At 47.5% G+C, this 16781-nt stretch carries 19 protein-coding genes; 16 read left to right on the forward strand and 3 right to left on the reverse strand.

All coding sequences use genetic code 11. From position 1 onward, the window contains the following. Positions 1-15: 15 nt before the first annotated feature. Positions 16-507 carry a ferritin family protein gene (locus tag ACX4JR_RS03390; RefSeq protein ID WP_476059649.1) on the reverse strand — a complete coding sequence of 164 codons (492 nt, stop codon included), beginning with the start codon at positions 505-507 and terminating at the stop codon, positions 16-18. A 194-nt stretch (positions 508-701) separates the two neighbouring features. Here ACX4JR_RS03390 and ACX4JR_RS03395 point away from each other — a divergent pair, with 194 nt between their 5' ends. Next, positions 702-887, forward strand: coding sequence for a hypothetical protein (locus tag ACX4JR_RS03395; protein ID WP_476059650.1), 186 nt, complete (start codon positions 702-704; stop codon positions 885-887). Positions 888-981: 94 nt separating this feature from the next. Next, positions 982-1485, forward strand: coding sequence for a BON domain-containing protein (locus ACX4JR_RS03400; RefSeq protein WP_476059651.1), 504 nt, complete (start codon positions 982-984; stop codon positions 1483-1485). Between the two features lie 35 nt (positions 1486-1520). On the opposite strand, the gene ACX4JR_RS03405 is transcribed toward ACX4JR_RS03400, so the two are convergent. Beyond that, positions 1521-2246, reverse strand: a complete 726-nt coding sequence (locus ACX4JR_RS03405) for an LCP family protein (protein ID WP_476059652.1) — start codon at positions 2244-2246, stop codon at positions 1521-1523. A gap of 101 nt (positions 2247-2347) precedes the next feature. On the opposite strand from ACX4JR_RS03405, the gene ACX4JR_RS03410 reads away from it, so the two are divergent. The 8 genes from ACX4JR_RS03410 to ACX4JR_RS03445 all read left to right on the forward strand — a co-directional run bounded on the left by ACX4JR_RS03410 (position 2348) and on the right by ACX4JR_RS03445 (position 9728). Next, complete coding sequence (locus ACX4JR_RS03410; RefSeq protein ID WP_476059653.1) at positions 2348-2638, forward strand: hypothetical protein; 291 nt, start codon at positions 2348-2350, stop codon at positions 2636-2638. A gap of 122 nt (positions 2639-2760) precedes the next feature. Then, on the forward strand, positions 2761-3633 hold the full coding sequence (hisG, locus tag ACX4JR_RS03415) for an ATP phosphoribosyltransferase (protein WP_476059654.1): 873 nt from the start codon (positions 2761-2763) through the stop codon (positions 3631-3633). Positions 3634-3703: 70 nt separating this feature from the next. Next, positions 3704-4621, forward strand: a complete 918-nt coding sequence (glsA, locus tag ACX4JR_RS03420; RefSeq protein WP_476059655.1) for a glutaminase A — start codon at positions 3704-3706, stop codon at positions 4619-4621. Between the two features lie 17 nt (positions 4622-4638). Then, positions 4639-5328, forward strand: coding sequence for a rhomboid family intramembrane serine protease (locus ACX4JR_RS03425; protein WP_476059656.1), 690 nt, complete (start codon positions 4639-4641; stop codon positions 5326-5328). 26 nt (positions 5329-5354) lie between these two features. Next, positions 5355-5555, forward strand: coding sequence for a PspC domain-containing protein (locus ACX4JR_RS03430; protein WP_476059657.1), 201 nt, complete (start codon positions 5355-5357; stop codon positions 5553-5555). A gap of 144 nt (positions 5556-5699) precedes the next feature. Continuing rightward, a complete protein-coding gene (locus ACX4JR_RS03435) occupies positions 5700-6335 on the forward strand; it encodes a GNAT family N-acetyltransferase (protein ID WP_476059658.1) in 636 nt (211 codons plus the stop codon). 211 nt (positions 6336-6546) lie between these two features. After that, the gene (gene acs, locus ACX4JR_RS03440) at positions 6547-8649 is read left to right on the forward strand and encodes an acetate--CoA ligase alpha subunit (RefSeq protein ID WP_476059659.1); all 2103 of its coding nucleotides are present in this window, start codon (positions 6547-6549) and stop codon (positions 8647-8649) included. Between the two features lie 23 nt (positions 8650-8672). Then, positions 8673-9728, forward strand: a complete 1056-nt coding sequence (locus ACX4JR_RS03445) for a phosphotransacetylase family protein (protein ID WP_476059660.1) — start codon at positions 8673-8675, stop codon at positions 9726-9728. Positions 9729-10007: 279 nt separating this feature from the next. Here ACX4JR_RS03445 and ACX4JR_RS03450 read toward each other — a convergent pair whose 3' ends face one another. Continuing rightward, on the reverse strand, positions 10008-10133 hold the full coding sequence (locus tag ACX4JR_RS03450) for a hypothetical protein (RefSeq protein ID WP_476059661.1): 126 nt from the start codon (positions 10131-10133) through the stop codon (positions 10008-10010). Between the two features lie 88 nt (positions 10134-10221). Here ACX4JR_RS03450 and ACX4JR_RS03455 point away from each other — a divergent pair, with 88 nt between their 5' ends. The 6 genes from ACX4JR_RS03455 to ACX4JR_RS03480 all read left to right on the forward strand — a co-directional run bounded on the left by ACX4JR_RS03455 (position 10222) and on the right by ACX4JR_RS03480 (position 16761). Then, the gene (locus ACX4JR_RS03455; RefSeq protein WP_476059662.1) at positions 10222-10974 is read left to right on the forward strand and encodes an HAD family hydrolase; all 753 of its coding nucleotides are present in this window, start codon (positions 10222-10224) and stop codon (positions 10972-10974) included. Positions 10975-11132: 158 nt separating this feature from the next. Further along, complete coding sequence (locus tag ACX4JR_RS03460; RefSeq protein ID WP_476059663.1) at positions 11133-11468, forward strand: ion transporter; 336 nt, start codon at positions 11133-11135, stop codon at positions 11466-11468. A 349-nt stretch (positions 11469-11817) separates the two neighbouring features. Beyond that, the gene (locus tag ACX4JR_RS03465) at positions 11818-13266 is read left to right on the forward strand and encodes a 4-hydroxyphenylacetate 3-hydroxylase family protein (RefSeq protein WP_476059664.1); all 1449 of its coding nucleotides are present in this window, start codon (positions 11818-11820) and stop codon (positions 13264-13266) included. Positions 13267-13334: 68 nt separating this feature from the next. After that, on the forward strand, positions 13335-14963 hold the full coding sequence (locus tag ACX4JR_RS03470) for a class I adenylate-forming enzyme family protein (RefSeq protein WP_476059665.1): 1629 nt from the start codon (positions 13335-13337) through the stop codon (positions 14961-14963). 20 nt (positions 14964-14983) lie between these two features. After that, entirely contained in the window at positions 14984-15163 is a 180-nt protein-coding gene (locus tag ACX4JR_RS03475; protein WP_476059666.1) for a hypothetical protein, read from the forward strand. A gap of 20 nt (positions 15164-15183) precedes the next feature. Then, the gene (locus ACX4JR_RS03480; protein WP_476059667.1) at positions 15184-16761 is read left to right on the forward strand and encodes a sodium:solute symporter family protein; all 1578 of its coding nucleotides are present in this window, start codon (positions 15184-15186) and stop codon (positions 16759-16761) included. Positions 16762-16781: the final 20 nt, after the last annotated feature.

The following is a 16781-nucleotide window of genomic DNA, read 5'->3' on the forward strand; positions in this document are numbered from 1 at the left end:
CAGGTCTCATCATTTTTAAAGAGCATTATAAAGAACACCGAATCGGGTTGCGTGCTCCAATTCATCAACCATTGCCAGGAAAAACGTATCCTTAACTAATTGATCTGTGGTGGAGAGAATAACATCTTTATAAAATTCTGCTGCTTCTAGTTCATTTTTTAAAGCTGTTAGTATGCCCTCTTTATATGATGGATATTGTACGTGTCTAACATTATATTGAGGTATTTGCCCGGTGAAGTGTCTATATAGTTTTGTAAAAGCCTCCAGGTGTGTCAACTCATCTTTATAGGCATGATGAACAAACTCTCGATTTAATTCATCCGGGGCTTTCCTCAACAAGCGGGAGTAAAATTCGGCTGCAGTTGCTTCGTCTGCGATGGCTTTATAAATATTTTGCACCAGTTTCTCAAAGCGATGGGGACCAAGAATAGGTTGTTGGGGGATTTGAAGCTGATAAGGTATATGATCCGGGGGCACGCCGGGCCCAGGTGGGTGATGGTAAGGCATATGGTTACCTCCTAGAACACAAAAGTTTATCTTTATATAAATATTACTTTTACAATAAAAGCGTTCTAAAAAATCTCTTTGGTTGATAAAAGTGGTAACGGCCCGGCGGGTTTGGGTCCAGGTCTGTTGAAACCTGACCCTGCCTGTCCTAAAAGCGGCTTCCCCTGCATAAATATCAGCAGGGGGTGTTTAAATTGAATGCGCTGTTGTCTCTCGTTAGTGCTGTTGTGGGGTTGGCGCTTTCTCTGTGGTTCCTGGCCGGTTTATGTGTAGGTGTGGTTCACGGGTTCGGGCGGGGAAAATTTCTCTGGCTGGTGGTGAAGTTAGCGCTGGCGCTGTTGTTTTTACACTTTCATTTCGAGCTGGATATACTGGATTGAGGCCTTTGGGGGCGGCCTTGATTTTTCCGGCAAATATAATTAAGCCGGGACAGGGAATAATAAATTTTGATTCCAGGAAGGAGGGCATATTGCCATGTCGGAAGAGAAGGACCGGGAGTTGCGGGAAAAAATCCAGGCCGTGTTGGATTCCCACAAGGAGTTTAAGGGTTACGGCCTGGAAGTGGATGTTCATGACGGAAAGGTACAGTTGTCAGGGGTTGTGGATACACTGGCGGACCAAAACCGGGCCGTGGAAATGATTTCCCAAATGGAAGGTGTCCGCTCGGTGGAAAACGGCCTGGCCATAAGTACGGACGGCGCCATTACCGATGCGGGGGTGGAAATGGAGGTGACCGAGGAGCTGAAAGCCGACCCGCGGGTAAGTACAAGGCACGTGGGGGCGGAATCGGTAAGGGGAAAAGTATTTCTCCGCGGCACTGTGGACACTCCGGAGGAGGAAAGGGCTGCACTGCGGGCCGCTTCCAGGGGGCGGGGTGTAAGGGAAGTGGTGAGCGAGCTCAACGTGCGCCCCGAGGGCTATGATACCGGTGACCTGGGGGCTGTCTTTCACCACCAGGTTAATAATGACGGGGAATAAGGGGACAGCCCCCCTAAAAAAGGGGGACTGTCCCCTTATCCTTTTTCCGGCGCGGTGACGGCCCGGAGGGTTTGGGCCCAGGCTTCAGGCTGAACCAGCCGGTATTTTTTATTTCCGATTCTGTATTCCTTTCCCGGCAGCGCCTGTTTTTGCAGTATTTCAGGGCCCCATCCCCGGATTATGCCGTAAAAGGCCAGGGCGTGGTCAACGGTAAGGTTGCTTTCAATTTCTGTGCTGTAAATCCAAATCAGCCGGGGGATTTTCAAGAAAATGGAGGGCTTTAACATATTTTGGGCGAAACAGCGGATTTCCCATTGAAGATTTACCGGCCTGTCCACATATTTACCCTCGAACATTTCGGCCAGGGTGGTATTATACGCACCCAGCTGGATGGGGCCCAATATTTCGCTGAAGTGCTCCAAGGCTTCTTGCCTCACGTGTACATAACTGCCGATGGGAATGCCAAATAATTTTTCCAGCCGGCGGCTTAAGGTCTCCCTGCCTTTTTGGTAATAATACTTTTCCACTGTAATGAAGGGGTTTTCGGGGTCAAGGGCAGTGCGTATGGGGATAGATACTATGCCCACGGGGTTCGGGGGCTTATTGAGACAGGTCAGGGTGACTGCCTTGAGTTTTTCCCCGTCGGTCCAGTAAATTATTATATTGTTTTTGCCGCTTTCTTCAGGACAGGCCGCTGGGGTTCCAAGAAGGAGGTTGGCTGCAACGATAAAAATGGTGAAAATGGCTATGTGTGTCGGCATGAGGGGCACGTCCCTCCTTTAAAGGATTCGGCCGGTGCTCCCCGCTACCGCCGGAGGCGGCACGGGGCCTGCCTATTATTTTGGGCACGATAAGAAGTTTTATGCCCGCAAGACAGAATTTGTACGCCCTCTCAGGGGTAAAATTCGCAAGGAGGGTTGGTGCTGTATGCTTTTACGCAGTTGCCCCGGGAGGATTTGAAAAGGTCTTTGTAGAAGCGGTCGAAGTCCCTGGTTTCCATGCAAATGTAACCGTCGGTGTTGGACAGGGCCCCGTTTACAAAGAAATTAAAGAATATGTGATGGCGGGTTTTTCGAACTATGGAAATGTAATAGCGGTTCACGGCATCACGCTCCCCGGTTGCTTTATTTGTTTAATTATAGAAAAAAGTTAAAGAGATTGGAAGGTATCAAAAAAATACCTTGACACATAAGGGGGCGAGGTTTATACTGAAACAGTGAATTAATTCTTTAATACGCTAAACAGATAACGAGATAAAATAAGGAGGTTATTCTCTTGCCCCAATTACGTCTTGGACTTCCCAAGGGAAGCTTGCAGGAAGCTACATTTCAATTGTTTAAAAGGGCCGGCTATAATATTAGCGTGCGTAGCCGGTCGTATTTTCCATCCATAGATGACCCGGAGCTGGAAGTTGTGCTCATGCGGGCACAGGAAATCCCCCGCTATGTCAATGAAGGGGTGCTGGACGCGGGGCTCAGCGGGCTGGACTGGATTTTGGAAAACCAGGCGGATGTGGTGGAAGTGGCCGACCTGCCCTACTCCAAGCGAACAGCCAATCCCATACGCCTGGTTATTGCCGTGGCCAAGGACAGTGATATTCAAACGGTTAAAGACCTGCAAGGAAAGCGTATTGCCACCGAGCTGGTGGGTGTGACCAGGCGCTACCTGGAGCAACACGGGGTAGAGGCGACGGTGGAGTATTCTTATGGTGCTACCGAGGTGAAGGTTCCCCGGCTTGTGGATGCCATTGCCGACCTGACGGAAACGGGAAGTTCTTTAAGGGCTAATAAACTAAGGGTAATTGCCACCATTCTTGAGTCCACCCCCAGACTGCACGCCAATAAGGAATCCTGGCAGGACCAGTGGAAAAGGGAAAAGCTTCAGAACCTGGCCCTTTTACTCCAGGGGGCACTGCGTGCCGAATCCAAGGCCGGGCTAAAAATGAACTTACCCAAGGATAAATTGGAAGAGGTACTTTCCATTCTGCCAGCAATGAAACACCCAACGGTTTCCCAGTTGGTGGACAGTGATTGGATGGCGGTGGAGGTAGTGCTGGATGAAAAACAGGCCAGGGATTTAATTCCCGAGCTAAAGCGTTGTGGAGCGCAAGATATTATAGAATATCCTTTGAATAAGGTAATCCCGTAACATAATGTTGCCCCACCTGATAAAGGTGGGGTTTTTAATAACCTTTGTTAATTCAGGCTAAACTATACTCATGCAAACTTTATTGGAAGAAATCGTACAAAAAAACAGACGGTGGACTGCCGGGGGAAAGGTGGTTCAATACATACCGGAACTGAGCAAAGCTTCGCCGGGTGTTCTGGGAATTACAGTTATAACTTCCTCGGGTAATGTTTATACCGCTGGTGACTGTGAAACAACTTTTACCATGCAGAGCATTTCAAAGCCGGTGGCCCTGATGCTCGCCCTCATGGACAGGGGTAAGGAATATGTTTTTTCCCGCGTGGGAATGGAGCCCACGGCAGACCGCTTTGATTCCATAACCAGGCTGGAAACCATGGAGCCTTCCAAGCCGCTGAACCCCATGATTAATGCCGGGGCCATAGCCACCACTGCCATGATTAAAGGGAGAAGCGTGGAAGAGCGGTTTCAAAGACTACTAAATCTGGTTCGTCTTTTGGCCGGAAATAAATATATTGATTATAACAGGAAAGTTTATTATTCTGAAAAGGAAACCGGAGACCGGAACCGTTCCCTGGCTTATTTTATGCGTGCCACCGGGATAATTGACGGGGACGTGGAGGAAATATTGGATTTATATTTCCGCCAGTGTTCCATAGAAGTGACCTGCCGCGACCTCGCGGCCATAGGATTTTGCATTGCCAGTAACGGCATTGTCCCTGACGGAACACAACTACAAATCTCCCCCTGGATATTCAGGCTGATAAAAACATTTATGGTCACTTGCGGCATGTATGATGCATCCGGAGAATTTGCCATCAAGGTAGGCATTCCTGCCAAAAGCGGTGTTTCAGGAGGTATAATGGCCTCCGTGCCCGGGAAGATGGGCATTGGTATTATCGGCCCCGCCCTGGATGATAAGGGCAACAGCGTGGCGGGAGTTCACATGCTGGAAGACCTGTCCCGGGAATTAAATTTAAGTATATTTTAAAGGAGGGGGGCGGTAAGTTGATACCGCTTCGAGACAGCGCCCGCTCCAGGTCTTTTCCTTTTATTAACGTGGCCATAATTATTATTAACTTTTTAGTTTTTTTCCTGGAGCTTTCCCTTGAGCAATATGAATTAAATCAATTTTTTTATGTTTTTGGCGTGGTTCCGGCGGAGGTTTTAAATACCATTTTTACAGGCGCGCCCATGGAGCCGGCATTTTTATCCTTTATTTCAGCCATGTTCGTCCACGGCGGGTGGGTGCATATACTGGGTAATATGTGGTATTTGTGGATATTTGGAGATAATGTAGAAGACCGCCTTGGCCACTTTGGCTATCTTTTATTCTACCTGGCGGTGGGGGTGGTGGCCGGGATTGTCCATGTAATGGCCAATCCCACATCTACCGTTCCCGTTATTGGGGCCAGCGGGGCGGTGGCGGGGATTCTGGGTGCTTATTTTTTCCTGTTTCCACGGTCCCGTATTTTATCTTTGGTTCCGATTTTTGTTTTCCTAACTTTAGTGGAAATTCCGGCGGTAATATTTATCGGCATCTGGTTTTTAATCCAGGTGTTTAACACTCTGGGTTCTCTGGGCGGGACGGCCAGTACGGTGGCCTGGTGGGCCCATGTGGGAGGATTCATAGCCGGTGCCGCCCTGGTAAAATTACTTGATTTGGGTGTGCGAAGGGAAAATTTTAGCTGGGAGTAGTTTTTCGATCGGCAGGGGGTGTACGTGTGGCCCGGCAGATAAGGAGACTTACCCGCTCCAGCCGTAACAGGATGCTGGGAGGCGTGTGCGGCGGAATAGCGGAATACTTTGGCATCGACGCCACCATAGTGCGGCTGGCTTACGTGTTGATATCGGTGGTATCGGCGGCTTTTCCCGGGATACTGGTTTATCTCGCCGCCTGGTTCATTATTCCAAGGGATTTTTAACGGTGACTGTAAACGAAGTTTACAATAAGTTCCGCTGAAGTTTTAGACATGCTTACAATTTGCAATGGCTTGGAAGTTTAAGAGTTTTAGGCATGATTTTTGCACGATATATTTGCATAAAGTATATTTATTGAGGTGCGACATATGGGTGGTTTGGTTGAAGAAGTCATTAATTCTATTGTCTCAATACCCGTTTTAACTTCTAAGGGCCCGGTGGAGGTAGAGGGGCCCGCGGGGGAGACATACTTGCACTCCTTGAAAATGGATAAGCAATTAAAGAATTTTCGGCCGGCCGACAGACAACATGAGGTCTTGATGGAGATTGCCAATCTCAACCACGGGAGGGTATATATAGCGCGGCATCAGAATACCATAGTGGGTTACACTACATTGCACAGGCCAAGTCAATATGCCCGCTGGTACCGCCACCCGCGGGTCCTGGAATTGGGATGTATTGAAGTAAGTCCGCTCTGGCGCGGCTGCGGGCTTGGCAAAACCCTCTTGGCGGCGGCATTTTCACAGCCTTTTATTGAAAACTTTATCATCATAACTACCGAATACTACTGGCACTGGGATATAGAAGCTTCTGGTCTGAATGTGTGGTCTTATCAAAAGATGTTAACCAACCTGTTCGGCTCCGTGGGATTTGAGCGCCGTTGTACCGATGACCCAGAAATAATGGCGCACCCAGCTAATGTGTTGATGGTTCGCTTGGGTTCTCGGGTTGGCAGGGAGGACCTGATTGCCTTTAAGAGACTTTTATTTGAGACAATGTTTTAAAGGGGGGGCTATAAAAGCCCCTTTTTTATTATATATTTTTCTTATTTTTAGAAACAACAGAAAAGTATATAAGATTGCTATTATTATTAATTGCACTATTTTGAGCTTTTTTATTTACTTAACCAATCGGTCATTTTTATAATGGACAAAACAGAGTTATAAAGATTAGAATAATAATTTGTATAATTTGCTGCCAAAGAGGAGTGGAAGAATGGCCGAGTTGGTTAGCCTGTTTAAACCCAGTTCCATTGCCGTAATAGGCGCGTCTAAAACCCCTGGAAAAATCGGCAATGCTATCATATGTAACTTGCTGAACAGCGGTTACCAGGGAACTATTTATCCTGTAAACCCTAAAGATAAAGAAATAGAAGGGTTGACTTGTTATCCCGGGGTTGCCGAAATCCCCGGTAAGGTAGATACAGCGGTAATTTCCGTTCCGGCACGTCTTGTATGTGACGTTGCTGAAGAATGCGGCAAGGCCGGGGTCAAGAACCTGGTGGTGATAACTGCCGGCTTTAAAGAAATAGGGTCGGAAGGACTAGAATTGGAAAAGGAGCTTATTTCCATATGCCGTGAGTACGGAATGAAGATGGTGGGCCCCAATTGCGTGGGGGTAATGGATACTCATACGCCTATGAATGCTTCCTTTGCCGGGGCATTTCCCAAGCAGGGAGAAATTGCCTTCCTCTCGCAAAGTGGGGCCATGCTCATTGCTATCCTGGACTGGAGCCTGTCCACAGGGCTGGGCTTTTCCAAGATAGTTAGCCTTGGTAACAAAGGGGATCTCTCGGAAATTGATTTCATTGAGGATGCTGCCAGCGATCCCAATACAAAGGTTATACTCTGTTACATTGAAGATATAGTAGACGGTGAGCGCTTCCTGGAGGTTGCCGGGCAGGCAGCCAAACAGAAGCCCGTAATTGTATTGAAGTCCGGTACCAGCCAGGCCGGCGCCCAGGCCGCATCGTCCCATACCGGGGCCCTGGCCGGAAGCGACCTTGCCTATGATACTGCTTTCAAGCAGTGCGGAATAATCAGGGCCAGAAGCATGACGGAACTTTTTGACCTGGCCGTTGCCTTTGCCAAGTCCCCGGTGCCTAAGGGTGAAAGGGTGGCCATAGTTACCAATTCCGGCGGCCCTGGTATTATAGCTACGGATAATGTGGAAAGCAAGAACTTGAAAATGGCCCGGTTTGAGAAAGAAACTATTGAGGAATTGAGAACCAACCTCCCTGCTGAAGCAGGAATTTATAACCCGGTGGATGTGCTGGGAGATGCCAAGGCCGACCGCTACAGGTTTGCCCTTCAGAAAGTTTGCGAGGATCCAAATGTTGACAGTGTTCTCATGCTGATGTGCCCCACGGCGGTGACTGAATTCGAGGAAACGGCCAGGGCATTGATTGATATAAGGGATGCCTATCCGGATAAAGCCATATTTGCTGCCAATATGGGTGGAGATAGCCTTTCCGAGGCTACCAGCATGCTGGCCGAGGCCGGTATACCGTGCTTTACCTTCCCGGAGCCGGCTATCAATGCCATCCGCGGTATGGTAAATTATAATTCCTACCGGAAGAAAAACGGGCAGGTTGAGCAGGAACCGCCTTTGCAAGTGGATAAAAAGGCAGTAAAGGCTGTTTTATATGATGTTGTTAAGGACAAGCGGCTGGTACTGCTGGGGAGCGAGGCCTCAGAAGTGGCCCGGGCCTACGGGATTCCTGTTGCACCCATATCCCTGGCCACCACTCCCGAAGAGGCAGCTGCAAAAGCGGAGGAAATCGGATATCCGGTTGTGCTGAAAGTGGCCTCACCCAAAATATTACACAAGACTGATGTGGGAGGCGTGAAAGTAGGGCTTAATACGGTGGAGGAAGTAAAAAACGCCTTTATAGAAATAATGGATAACGTTAAGCGGTATCTGCCCCGGGTTGAAGTGTACGGAGTGGAGGTCCAGGGAATGATGCCCAAGGGCACGGAGTTGATTATCGGCATGACCAAAGATATTCAATTCGGCCCCCTGATTGCTTTTGGGCTCGGAGGTATCTATGTAAACCTTCTGAAAGATGTATCTTTCCGGCTAGCCAAGGGGCTGACTACCAGAGAAATTAAATCCATGCTAGAAGAGACAAAGGCTTACACACTGCTGCGGGGCTACCGCGGGGCTCCCCCTGCCGATATTGATGCTGTGGTAGATGTTATTCGCCGGGTGGCCCGCTTGGTTCTGGACTTCCCGGAAATAACGGAAATCGATATAAACCCGCTTTTCGCCTATTCCGAAGGTGTTTCAGCCCTGGATATCAAGATTACCATCTCCTAAAATTCTTCTGGTGAGGTGAAAAAATGAAAAATCTTTTCATAATGGGTACCCCGGGAAGCGGTAAGACTGCTGTAGCCCTGGGAATAGCACAGAAATTGCACAAGGAAGGCTATAACGTAGGATATTTTAAGCCGGTGGGCAACGGGCGCTGTATTTCCGGCCAGGCGGACGGAGATGCCCTCTTGATGAAGCAGGTACTGGGTATGGATGAACCCTTGGAAAGAATTACCCCCTTTAGCGCAGGTCCTTCATACCTGACCGGGTACAAGCAAATGAGCAATGTCCTGGATAATATAAAGGGTGCTTACGAAGAAATATCCCGCGACCGTGACATAGTATTGATTGACGGTGCCTTTTATCCTTATATTTTAGGGAGCTGTGGCCTGGATTCAATCAGCCTTGCCAGGGAATTTAACGCTTCGGCCCTTATAGTAATTAAAATTGAAGACGATTATAGCCTGGACCAGGCAGTAATGTACAACAGGTATATCCACCACGAAGGTATACCCCTGGTAGGCAACATATTCAGCAACGTGCCCAGGCCGCTGTTTGCCAAAACGGAAGGGGTCTTCCGGCCCATACTGGAAGGTATGGGGTTTCGGACCCTTGGCATAATACCCAGGCGGGCGAGAATTGCCTCACCCACCGTTGCCGAATACTACGAGGTGCTGGGCGGAGAAATACTTGCCGGCGGGGATCATATGGACCGTCTAGTGGAAGATGTGGTAATAGGGGCTATGACCACTGAGAGCGCTCTTACCTACTTCCGCCGTGCTACCAATAAGGCAGTAATTTTCGGTGGTGACAGGGCGGATCTTGCCCTGGCGGCCCTTGAAACGAATACTTCGGTGCTGATATTGACCGGAGGACTCTACCCGGATGTAAAAGTTATTGCCCGGGCTTCCGAAAAGGGAGTTCCTGTTATTCTGGTTTATACTGACACCTATACAACCATCGAAAAACTCGACCAGGTATACCGCCACATTCATCCCACCGACCAGCTGGCTATTAAGATAGCCTTGGAAAACGTCGAGGAGTATTGTGACTGGAAGGCATTAATGGAAAGCCTGGAAGGTTAAACAACCTAAAGAAAGGTGGTAGAAATGCCCGCCACAGCTGCGGAGCCCCGGTTCCGGAGTTGGGCGGGCTTTTTTAAATGTCTTAAGACCGTTGCCCCCGGGAAGGTATTATGGTACAGTGATTGAGTATAATGTATGTTAGCCCGTAATGCCTCAGCCCTTTTTATCCATATAATCCAATACTGCAGAGATAATTTGATGCCTTATGTGTCGCTTGTCCGCTTCGCTTAACTCCTGCTCTCCGGGTATGCCGGTGAGGGGAATGTCGTTTATTTTGGCCTACCGGTGGTACTGTACTATTCCGTTTCCTATAAAATTTTCGCCTTTGAAAACCTGATAACGCACTATATAGCTGGGATCGGCAGAAAGTTTTTCATCTACCTCGGCTTTGACTTCGTATTTCAAAGTATTGCCTCCTTTAGGGTTAGTATGGCCGGTTGGGAGCTCTTTTATTGGTTTGCATGTGTATTTTCATGTAGGGAGGGACCGGTTTGTGGCAGTTATTAAGGCCGGAGATTTTCATACCGGCTGCCGTGCCGTGTTATTTGACAAGGACGGTACCTTGATAGACTTCAAAAATATGTGGCTGGTCTGGATAGATTATGTTTTTAACGCCCTTATAAAAAAATATCAGCTGACTAAAAAAATTATTGCCCAGTTTGAAGAGGCCATAGGTGTTAGCCTGGCGAAGCGCTGGATAGATCCCGGCGGGGCTATGGCTTCCGGGTCCATGGCTGCCGTGAGGGACTCCATTGCCGATTGTTTGGCCTGCCATGGCGTGGATTTGGCGGAAGCAAGGGATACATTTATTGCGGTGGTCAAGGCATCTGAAACAGAGGTTGACTGGCCGGCCATTACTTATCCCGTTCCGGGACTGGAAGAAGTCTTGCGGAAGTTGGAAGAGCAAGGGGTGAAAATGGCGGTGGTTACCGCCGACACCACCAGGAGGGCAGAGAATACGCTGGCTTTCCTGGGCCTTTCCTCATACTTTCAGGCGGTGGTTGGCGCCGACCGGGTAAAAAACACCAAGCCGGAACCGGATATGGCCCTGCTGGCCTGTGAGCTGTTGGGGGTGGAGCCCCGGGAGGCGGTGGTTGTGGGAGACAATGTTACCGATATGTGTATGGGAGAAAAAGCCGGGCTGGCCGGGAAAATAGGGGTACTTACCGGGGTATGCCTTAGAGAACAATTGGAGGCCGTGGCCGATGCAGTTGTGGATTCAGTGGCCGAGATGGAGGTAGAGTAAAGGATATATTGATTTCATTGAGGTGTAGCTGGGGTGAAATTTAAGCAGTGGGTCTACGACATAGTGGAGACTCCCGGTTCCGGTAATAAGCTCAGCCGGTATTTTGACCTGTTTATAATTACACTTATCTTATTAAACGTTCTGGAGTAATATTGGAAATGGTACAAAGTGCTTTCGGCGCTTACTTTCAGACCTTTGCATTCTTCTCTGTTGCCGTTTTTACGGTGGAATATATTGCACGGCTTTGGACCTGCAACTTGAACGAGAAATACGCATCCTCTTTTACAGGGCGTTTAAGGTATGCCGTGACATCCATGGCCCTAATTGACCTGCTGGCCCTACTTTCTTTTCATTTGCCGCTGTTTGTCAACCTGGACTTGCGGTTTTTGCGGCTGGTCAGGCTTTTCAGGATTTTACAGGTACTGAATCCCGTCACCCCCTTGGGTAAGGTGCTGGGGGCGTTTATTTCCATGCTGGGGGGTGGGGCATGGTGACACTGCCGGCCGGCATTATCGGATTGGGATTCATGGAAGAAATTGGAAAAAGCGGAAGGTTTGCCCCCACCGGCAAGCCGTTGGAAGGAGATAAGGAAACATCACAATAGAAGTGCCGGGTCCATGAAAATTTCTAGTTCTTAGTAAGCCGAAAAAGGTCAAAACCCCGGGCATTTTTTTGCCCGGGGTTTTTTATGCGGCAGGACGTTTATCTTTTTGCTCGATTTATAAAAATATACAAAATACCTCCCTGCTTTTTGTTGCCCGTTACAGAGGCTGGACATACCTGGGTTCAGAATATTTTAAAACACTTTTTTGAAAAAGGGACAAATACAAAGTTAAGGGGTGCATGTTTATGATGACAGGCGCGGAATACATTGAAAGTCTTCGAAAACTAAATACCGAAATTTACGCTTTTGGAGAAAAAATCGGAAACTTTGTAGACCACCCTCTTTTCCGTCCCCATATCAATGCAGCAGCGGTTACCTATGATATGGCTCACGAACCTGAGTTTGAAGATTTGGTAACAGCAAAATCCCACTTGACAGGAAAGAAAATAAACCGGTTTACCCATATTCACCAGAGCACCGGAGACCTGGTTAAAAAGATAAAAATGCTGCGGATGATCGCCCAGCGTACCGGAACCTGCTTTCAAAGGTGCGTAGGATTTGATGGATTGAATGCCGTGTACTCGGTGACTTATGAAATAGACCAGGCTCTAGGTACCGATTATCACCATCGTTTCGTGGAATTTTTAAAGTACTTACAAGAAAATGATTTCATGATAGCGGGCTCAATGACCGACCCCAAGGGAGACAGAAGCCTGCCCCCCAGCCAGCAAGCAGACCCGGATATGTATGTGAGAGTAGTGAAGAAAACAGATGAAGGCATAGTGATCAGGGGAGCCAAAGCCCACCAGACCGGCATTGTAAATTCACACTACATGCTTGTTATGCCCACCATAGCTCTAACTGAAGCAGACAAAGACTATGCCGTCTCCTGTGCCGTACCGGTTGATGCTCCCGGTGTCTTTCATGTTTTTGGTCGCCAAACCAATGACGAGCGCCGCCTGGAAGGTGAGATAGATACCGGTAACGCCAAGTATGGTGTAGTTGGCGGCGAGGCACTGACAATTTTGGAAGATGTATTCGTTCCTTGGGAAAGAGTTTTCATGTGCGGTGAATACCAGTTTGCCGGGGCGCTGGTAGAAAGGTTTGCCTGTTATCACCGGCAGAACTACGGGGCATGTAAGTGCGGGGTAAGTGACATAATCATCGGTGCCACCCTGGCGCTGGCTGAAGCCAACGGCGTGGCCAAGACCTCTCACATAAAAGATAAGATTGTGGAAATGACCCACTTGAGTGAAACTTTATACTGCTGTTCCATTGCGTGCTCAGTTGAGGGGCGGAAAACACCTTCCGGTGCATATTTTGTAAACCCTTTGCTTGCCAATGTACTGAAACAGAATGTAACCCGTCATATTTATGAAATTTGCCGGTTAGCTCACGACATAGCGGGTGGGTTCATTGCTACCCTGCCCTCGGAAAAAGACTTTCGCAATCCGAAAACCGGTCCCTACCTGGAAAAATATTACCGGGGTGTGGCTGGTATTCCTACGGAACATAGGGTGAGACTTGCACGGCTGGTGGAAAACATGACCGGCGGAACTGCCCTGGCGGAAAGCATGCACGGTGCCGGATCGCCCCAAACACAAAGGGTGGTCATTCTGAGGCAGTCCAATTTAGAGCATAAGAAATGCCTGGCATTTAAACTTGCGGGCATACCAGAGTCTGAATAATTTTTTGTCAAGAATTATTTAAAAATTTATAAATTTTTAAATTGATTAACTAAGGGGAGGGTTCTTTCTTGATTTGGTCGGGTAAAGACTTATGGGCTCCCAAGTATACCGAAGGGATCGTTGAAGAGACTATCAATGGGGTGACGGTTAACGTTTACACCGATCGCCCTAAAACGGTGATTGAAACACTGCAAAACAGTGCCCGGCGCTTTTCTAACAAGGTGGCCCTGGTAGCGGAGGACGAGCGTGTCACTTACGGTGAGCTAAACAGGCGGGTAAATAATATGGCCTACGCCCTGCGCAACAAGTATGGCGTTAAAAAGGGCGACCGGGTAGCCCTTTTGCTGACCAATGGCATTCCCTTTGTTATCAGTCTATATGCTGTAGCGCAATTGGGCGGTATTGTGGTTCCCCTGAATACCAAGCTTAAAAGTAACGAGTTGGAGTTTATGATTAAAAACTCCGGTGCTGAAATTCTGGTGCTCAATGACAGCTGGTGGGTAAATATTGAACCCATTTTAAATTCCATTACCAACTGCCGCGAATTTTTCGTGGTTGGAAAGGAGATAAAAGGTACCAGATCGTTTTTCGATTTAATTAGTACCGATGCGCCGGAGATTGTTACGGAGCAAATTGATGAACACGATGTGGCCTTTATCATGTACACATCAGGTACTACGGGGTTACCCAAAGGTGCCATGAATACTAATTTTAATGTTATCCATACAATGATCAGTTATAAAAGAATTTATGAACTCTCTTCCGATGACAGGACGGTAATTGCCGTACCCTTATTCCATGTAACTGGCCTGTATGCTCAATTACTGACTTACATCAACTTGGGTTGCACCATTGTCCTTATGCCCATGTACAAAACGGAAGAAATACTGCGCATTATGGGAGAAGAAAAAGTAACCAGTATGATTGTGGTGCCCACCATATATGTAATGATGTTAATGCATCCCGAACACAAAAAATACGACCTTTCCCACTTCCGGGTGGCAGGCTTTGGCGGTGCTCCTATGTCCGGTGAGACTATAAAAATGCTCAGGGACTGGCTGCCCCAAATTGAACTGCATAATACTTACGGGCTTACGGAGATTGCATCTCCGGGAACCTGCATGCCCAAGGAAGATGCCCTCAGGAAGTTGGGGTCAGTTGGGTTGCCTTTCCCTGTCAATAAATGCAAAGTTGTTGATCCTGTAACCGGAGAAGAACTGCCGCCCAATACTGAGGGAGAATTACTAATCAATTCACCTAATCTGACGCCCGGTTACTGGCAAAACCCTGAAGCCACCCGAAAAGCCATTGTTGACGGCTGGCTGCATACCGGTGATATAGCCAAAATCGACGAAGAAGGCTACGTTTACATCATGGACCGTATCAAAGATATGATTAACCGCGGCGGTGAAAAAATCTTCTGTGTCGAGGTGGAAGATGTTCTTTACGCTAATAACAAGGTGATGGAAGCTGCAGTGGTAGGTGTGCGGGACGAAGTATACGGTGAGGTTGTCAAGGCTTTCATAGTGCCGCGTCCCGGGACATCCCTTACGGAAGAGGAAGTGCGTGATTGGGTAAGAGAGCGATTAGCCAAGTATAAAGTACCCAAGTATGTTGAATTTTTGAACGAGCTGCCCAAGAACCCCAATGGAAAGGTGATGAAAAATGTTTTGCGAGAAAGAAGTTTTAAAAAGTAAAAACCGTAGGAGGTGATAGGATGCAACAAGCGCTGCCAGGTATTTGGTCGATTATTACTCCACTTATATTTACGGCCATTATGTTAGCTTCAATTCTCATTTTCTATGTAATGTTAAAAACAAAAGGTACTCAAAACATAGGTAAATTATGGAAGCTTGAAGACAGTCTTGAAAGCAAAGAGAAATCTATTAACCTATAAGGTCTAAGGGGGGGAAATTTATGGTTGAGTGGTATTACCCTGCAGCGATTTTCGGGTTTATGGTCTTTCTGTTAATCATGAGTTTTATATTTCGAAGGTATGTTAGTAATCTCGCTGATTATTATGTTATCGGCAGGGTTGCCGGCTGGCCCATTTTTGCCTGCACTTTGTTGGCCACTTGGGTCAGCATGTGGACTCTAATGGGTGGTCCGGGTTTGGTTTGGAACGGTTGGGGACCTTTTGCCGTACAGTCATTTTACATTGGTAGTGCCATAGGCGTTGTGTTATGTACATTTTTGGTTTCACCGGCTTTAAGGCGGGCAGAGTACCTTACAGTGCCCGACTTCTTTGGGGAGCGGTTTGCCAGTAATAGGGTGAGAAGTGCGGCTGTATTAGCCTTGATAGTGGGGTTATATTTCTATATTGTGCTGCAGGTCGTGGGCGGTGCGATTATGTTTGAACAATTGTTTAATATTCCATATTTTTATTCCATATTAATTTTTTTGGGTCTATTACTGCTCTGCTTGATCTTTAGCGGTATGTGGTCCGTAGTAGTTACCGACATAGCGGGATTTTTCTTCTTCATTGTTGCAGGGATTATTTTCCCCATTATCATGATTAAAATGGTAGGAGGAGTGGAAGCAGCTATTACCGGAGCCAGCGCCATTCATGGTGCACAGTACTGGACCATGGTGGGTAAGTCGGGAATGACGACGGGCAGCCTGATTGGAAATATTATTTCCTGGGCCATCATTCTTGGTGTTGCTCCCCACCTTTTGGCACGTTCATTTATTTGTAAGGATACCAAGGAAATATTAAAGGGTGGTATTGCCACTTTAATTGGCGGGTTCGTAATGACCTTTATCCTCTTCTTGGGATTTGTAGCTATAACCAACGTGGTTGAGCCGGGCACAATGGATCCCGATTACCTGGCAGTTCATGCCAGCTTAAAGATTATGCCACCCATTTTGGGTGTAATTTACCTGATTGGTGCTTTCAGTGCGGGGACAACAACGGCTAATGCCCAGTTCCTTACCTGTGCTCAGGGGTTTGCTAGGGACATATACCAAAAAATAATTAACCCGAATGCAGATGACAAAAAAGTTATCAAAGTTACCGTTTACGCAATGGTAGTTGTTGCTATAGCTACGGTTACAGTGGCGGCCATGCGGCCGTGGTTGTTAGTAATAGCAGGTACCATAACAGGAATGATATTGGCGTTTGGATATTTCCCCACGTTAATTTTAGGATTATTTTGGGATCGCTTTACAGCCAAAGCAGCGGAGTGGACTCTGTGGGCCAGCGTGCCAATTAGTGTTTTTGTTGTAGTTACGTGGACGAAGTTCAAGTGGTTTCAGCCGCATCCCAGCATTTGGGGCATAATTATCGGTTTCGGGTTAGCCATCATCTTGAGCTGTATTACCAAACAAAGTGAAGAAGAGAAAAAGGCTATAGCTAGGTTAAAACCGATATTCTTCCCGAAAAAACCCTTGTTTATAGTTAATCGGTCAGATTATACATTCATTGCCGGAAGCAGTATATTGACAATTGCACTCACCGCGCTTGTTATTGGCTTGTATCAGGGCTGGTGGTGGTGAAAAATATTTAAAATTTTGCT

Source organism: Desulfofundulus sp. JL263-se (genome assembly GCF_056316025.1).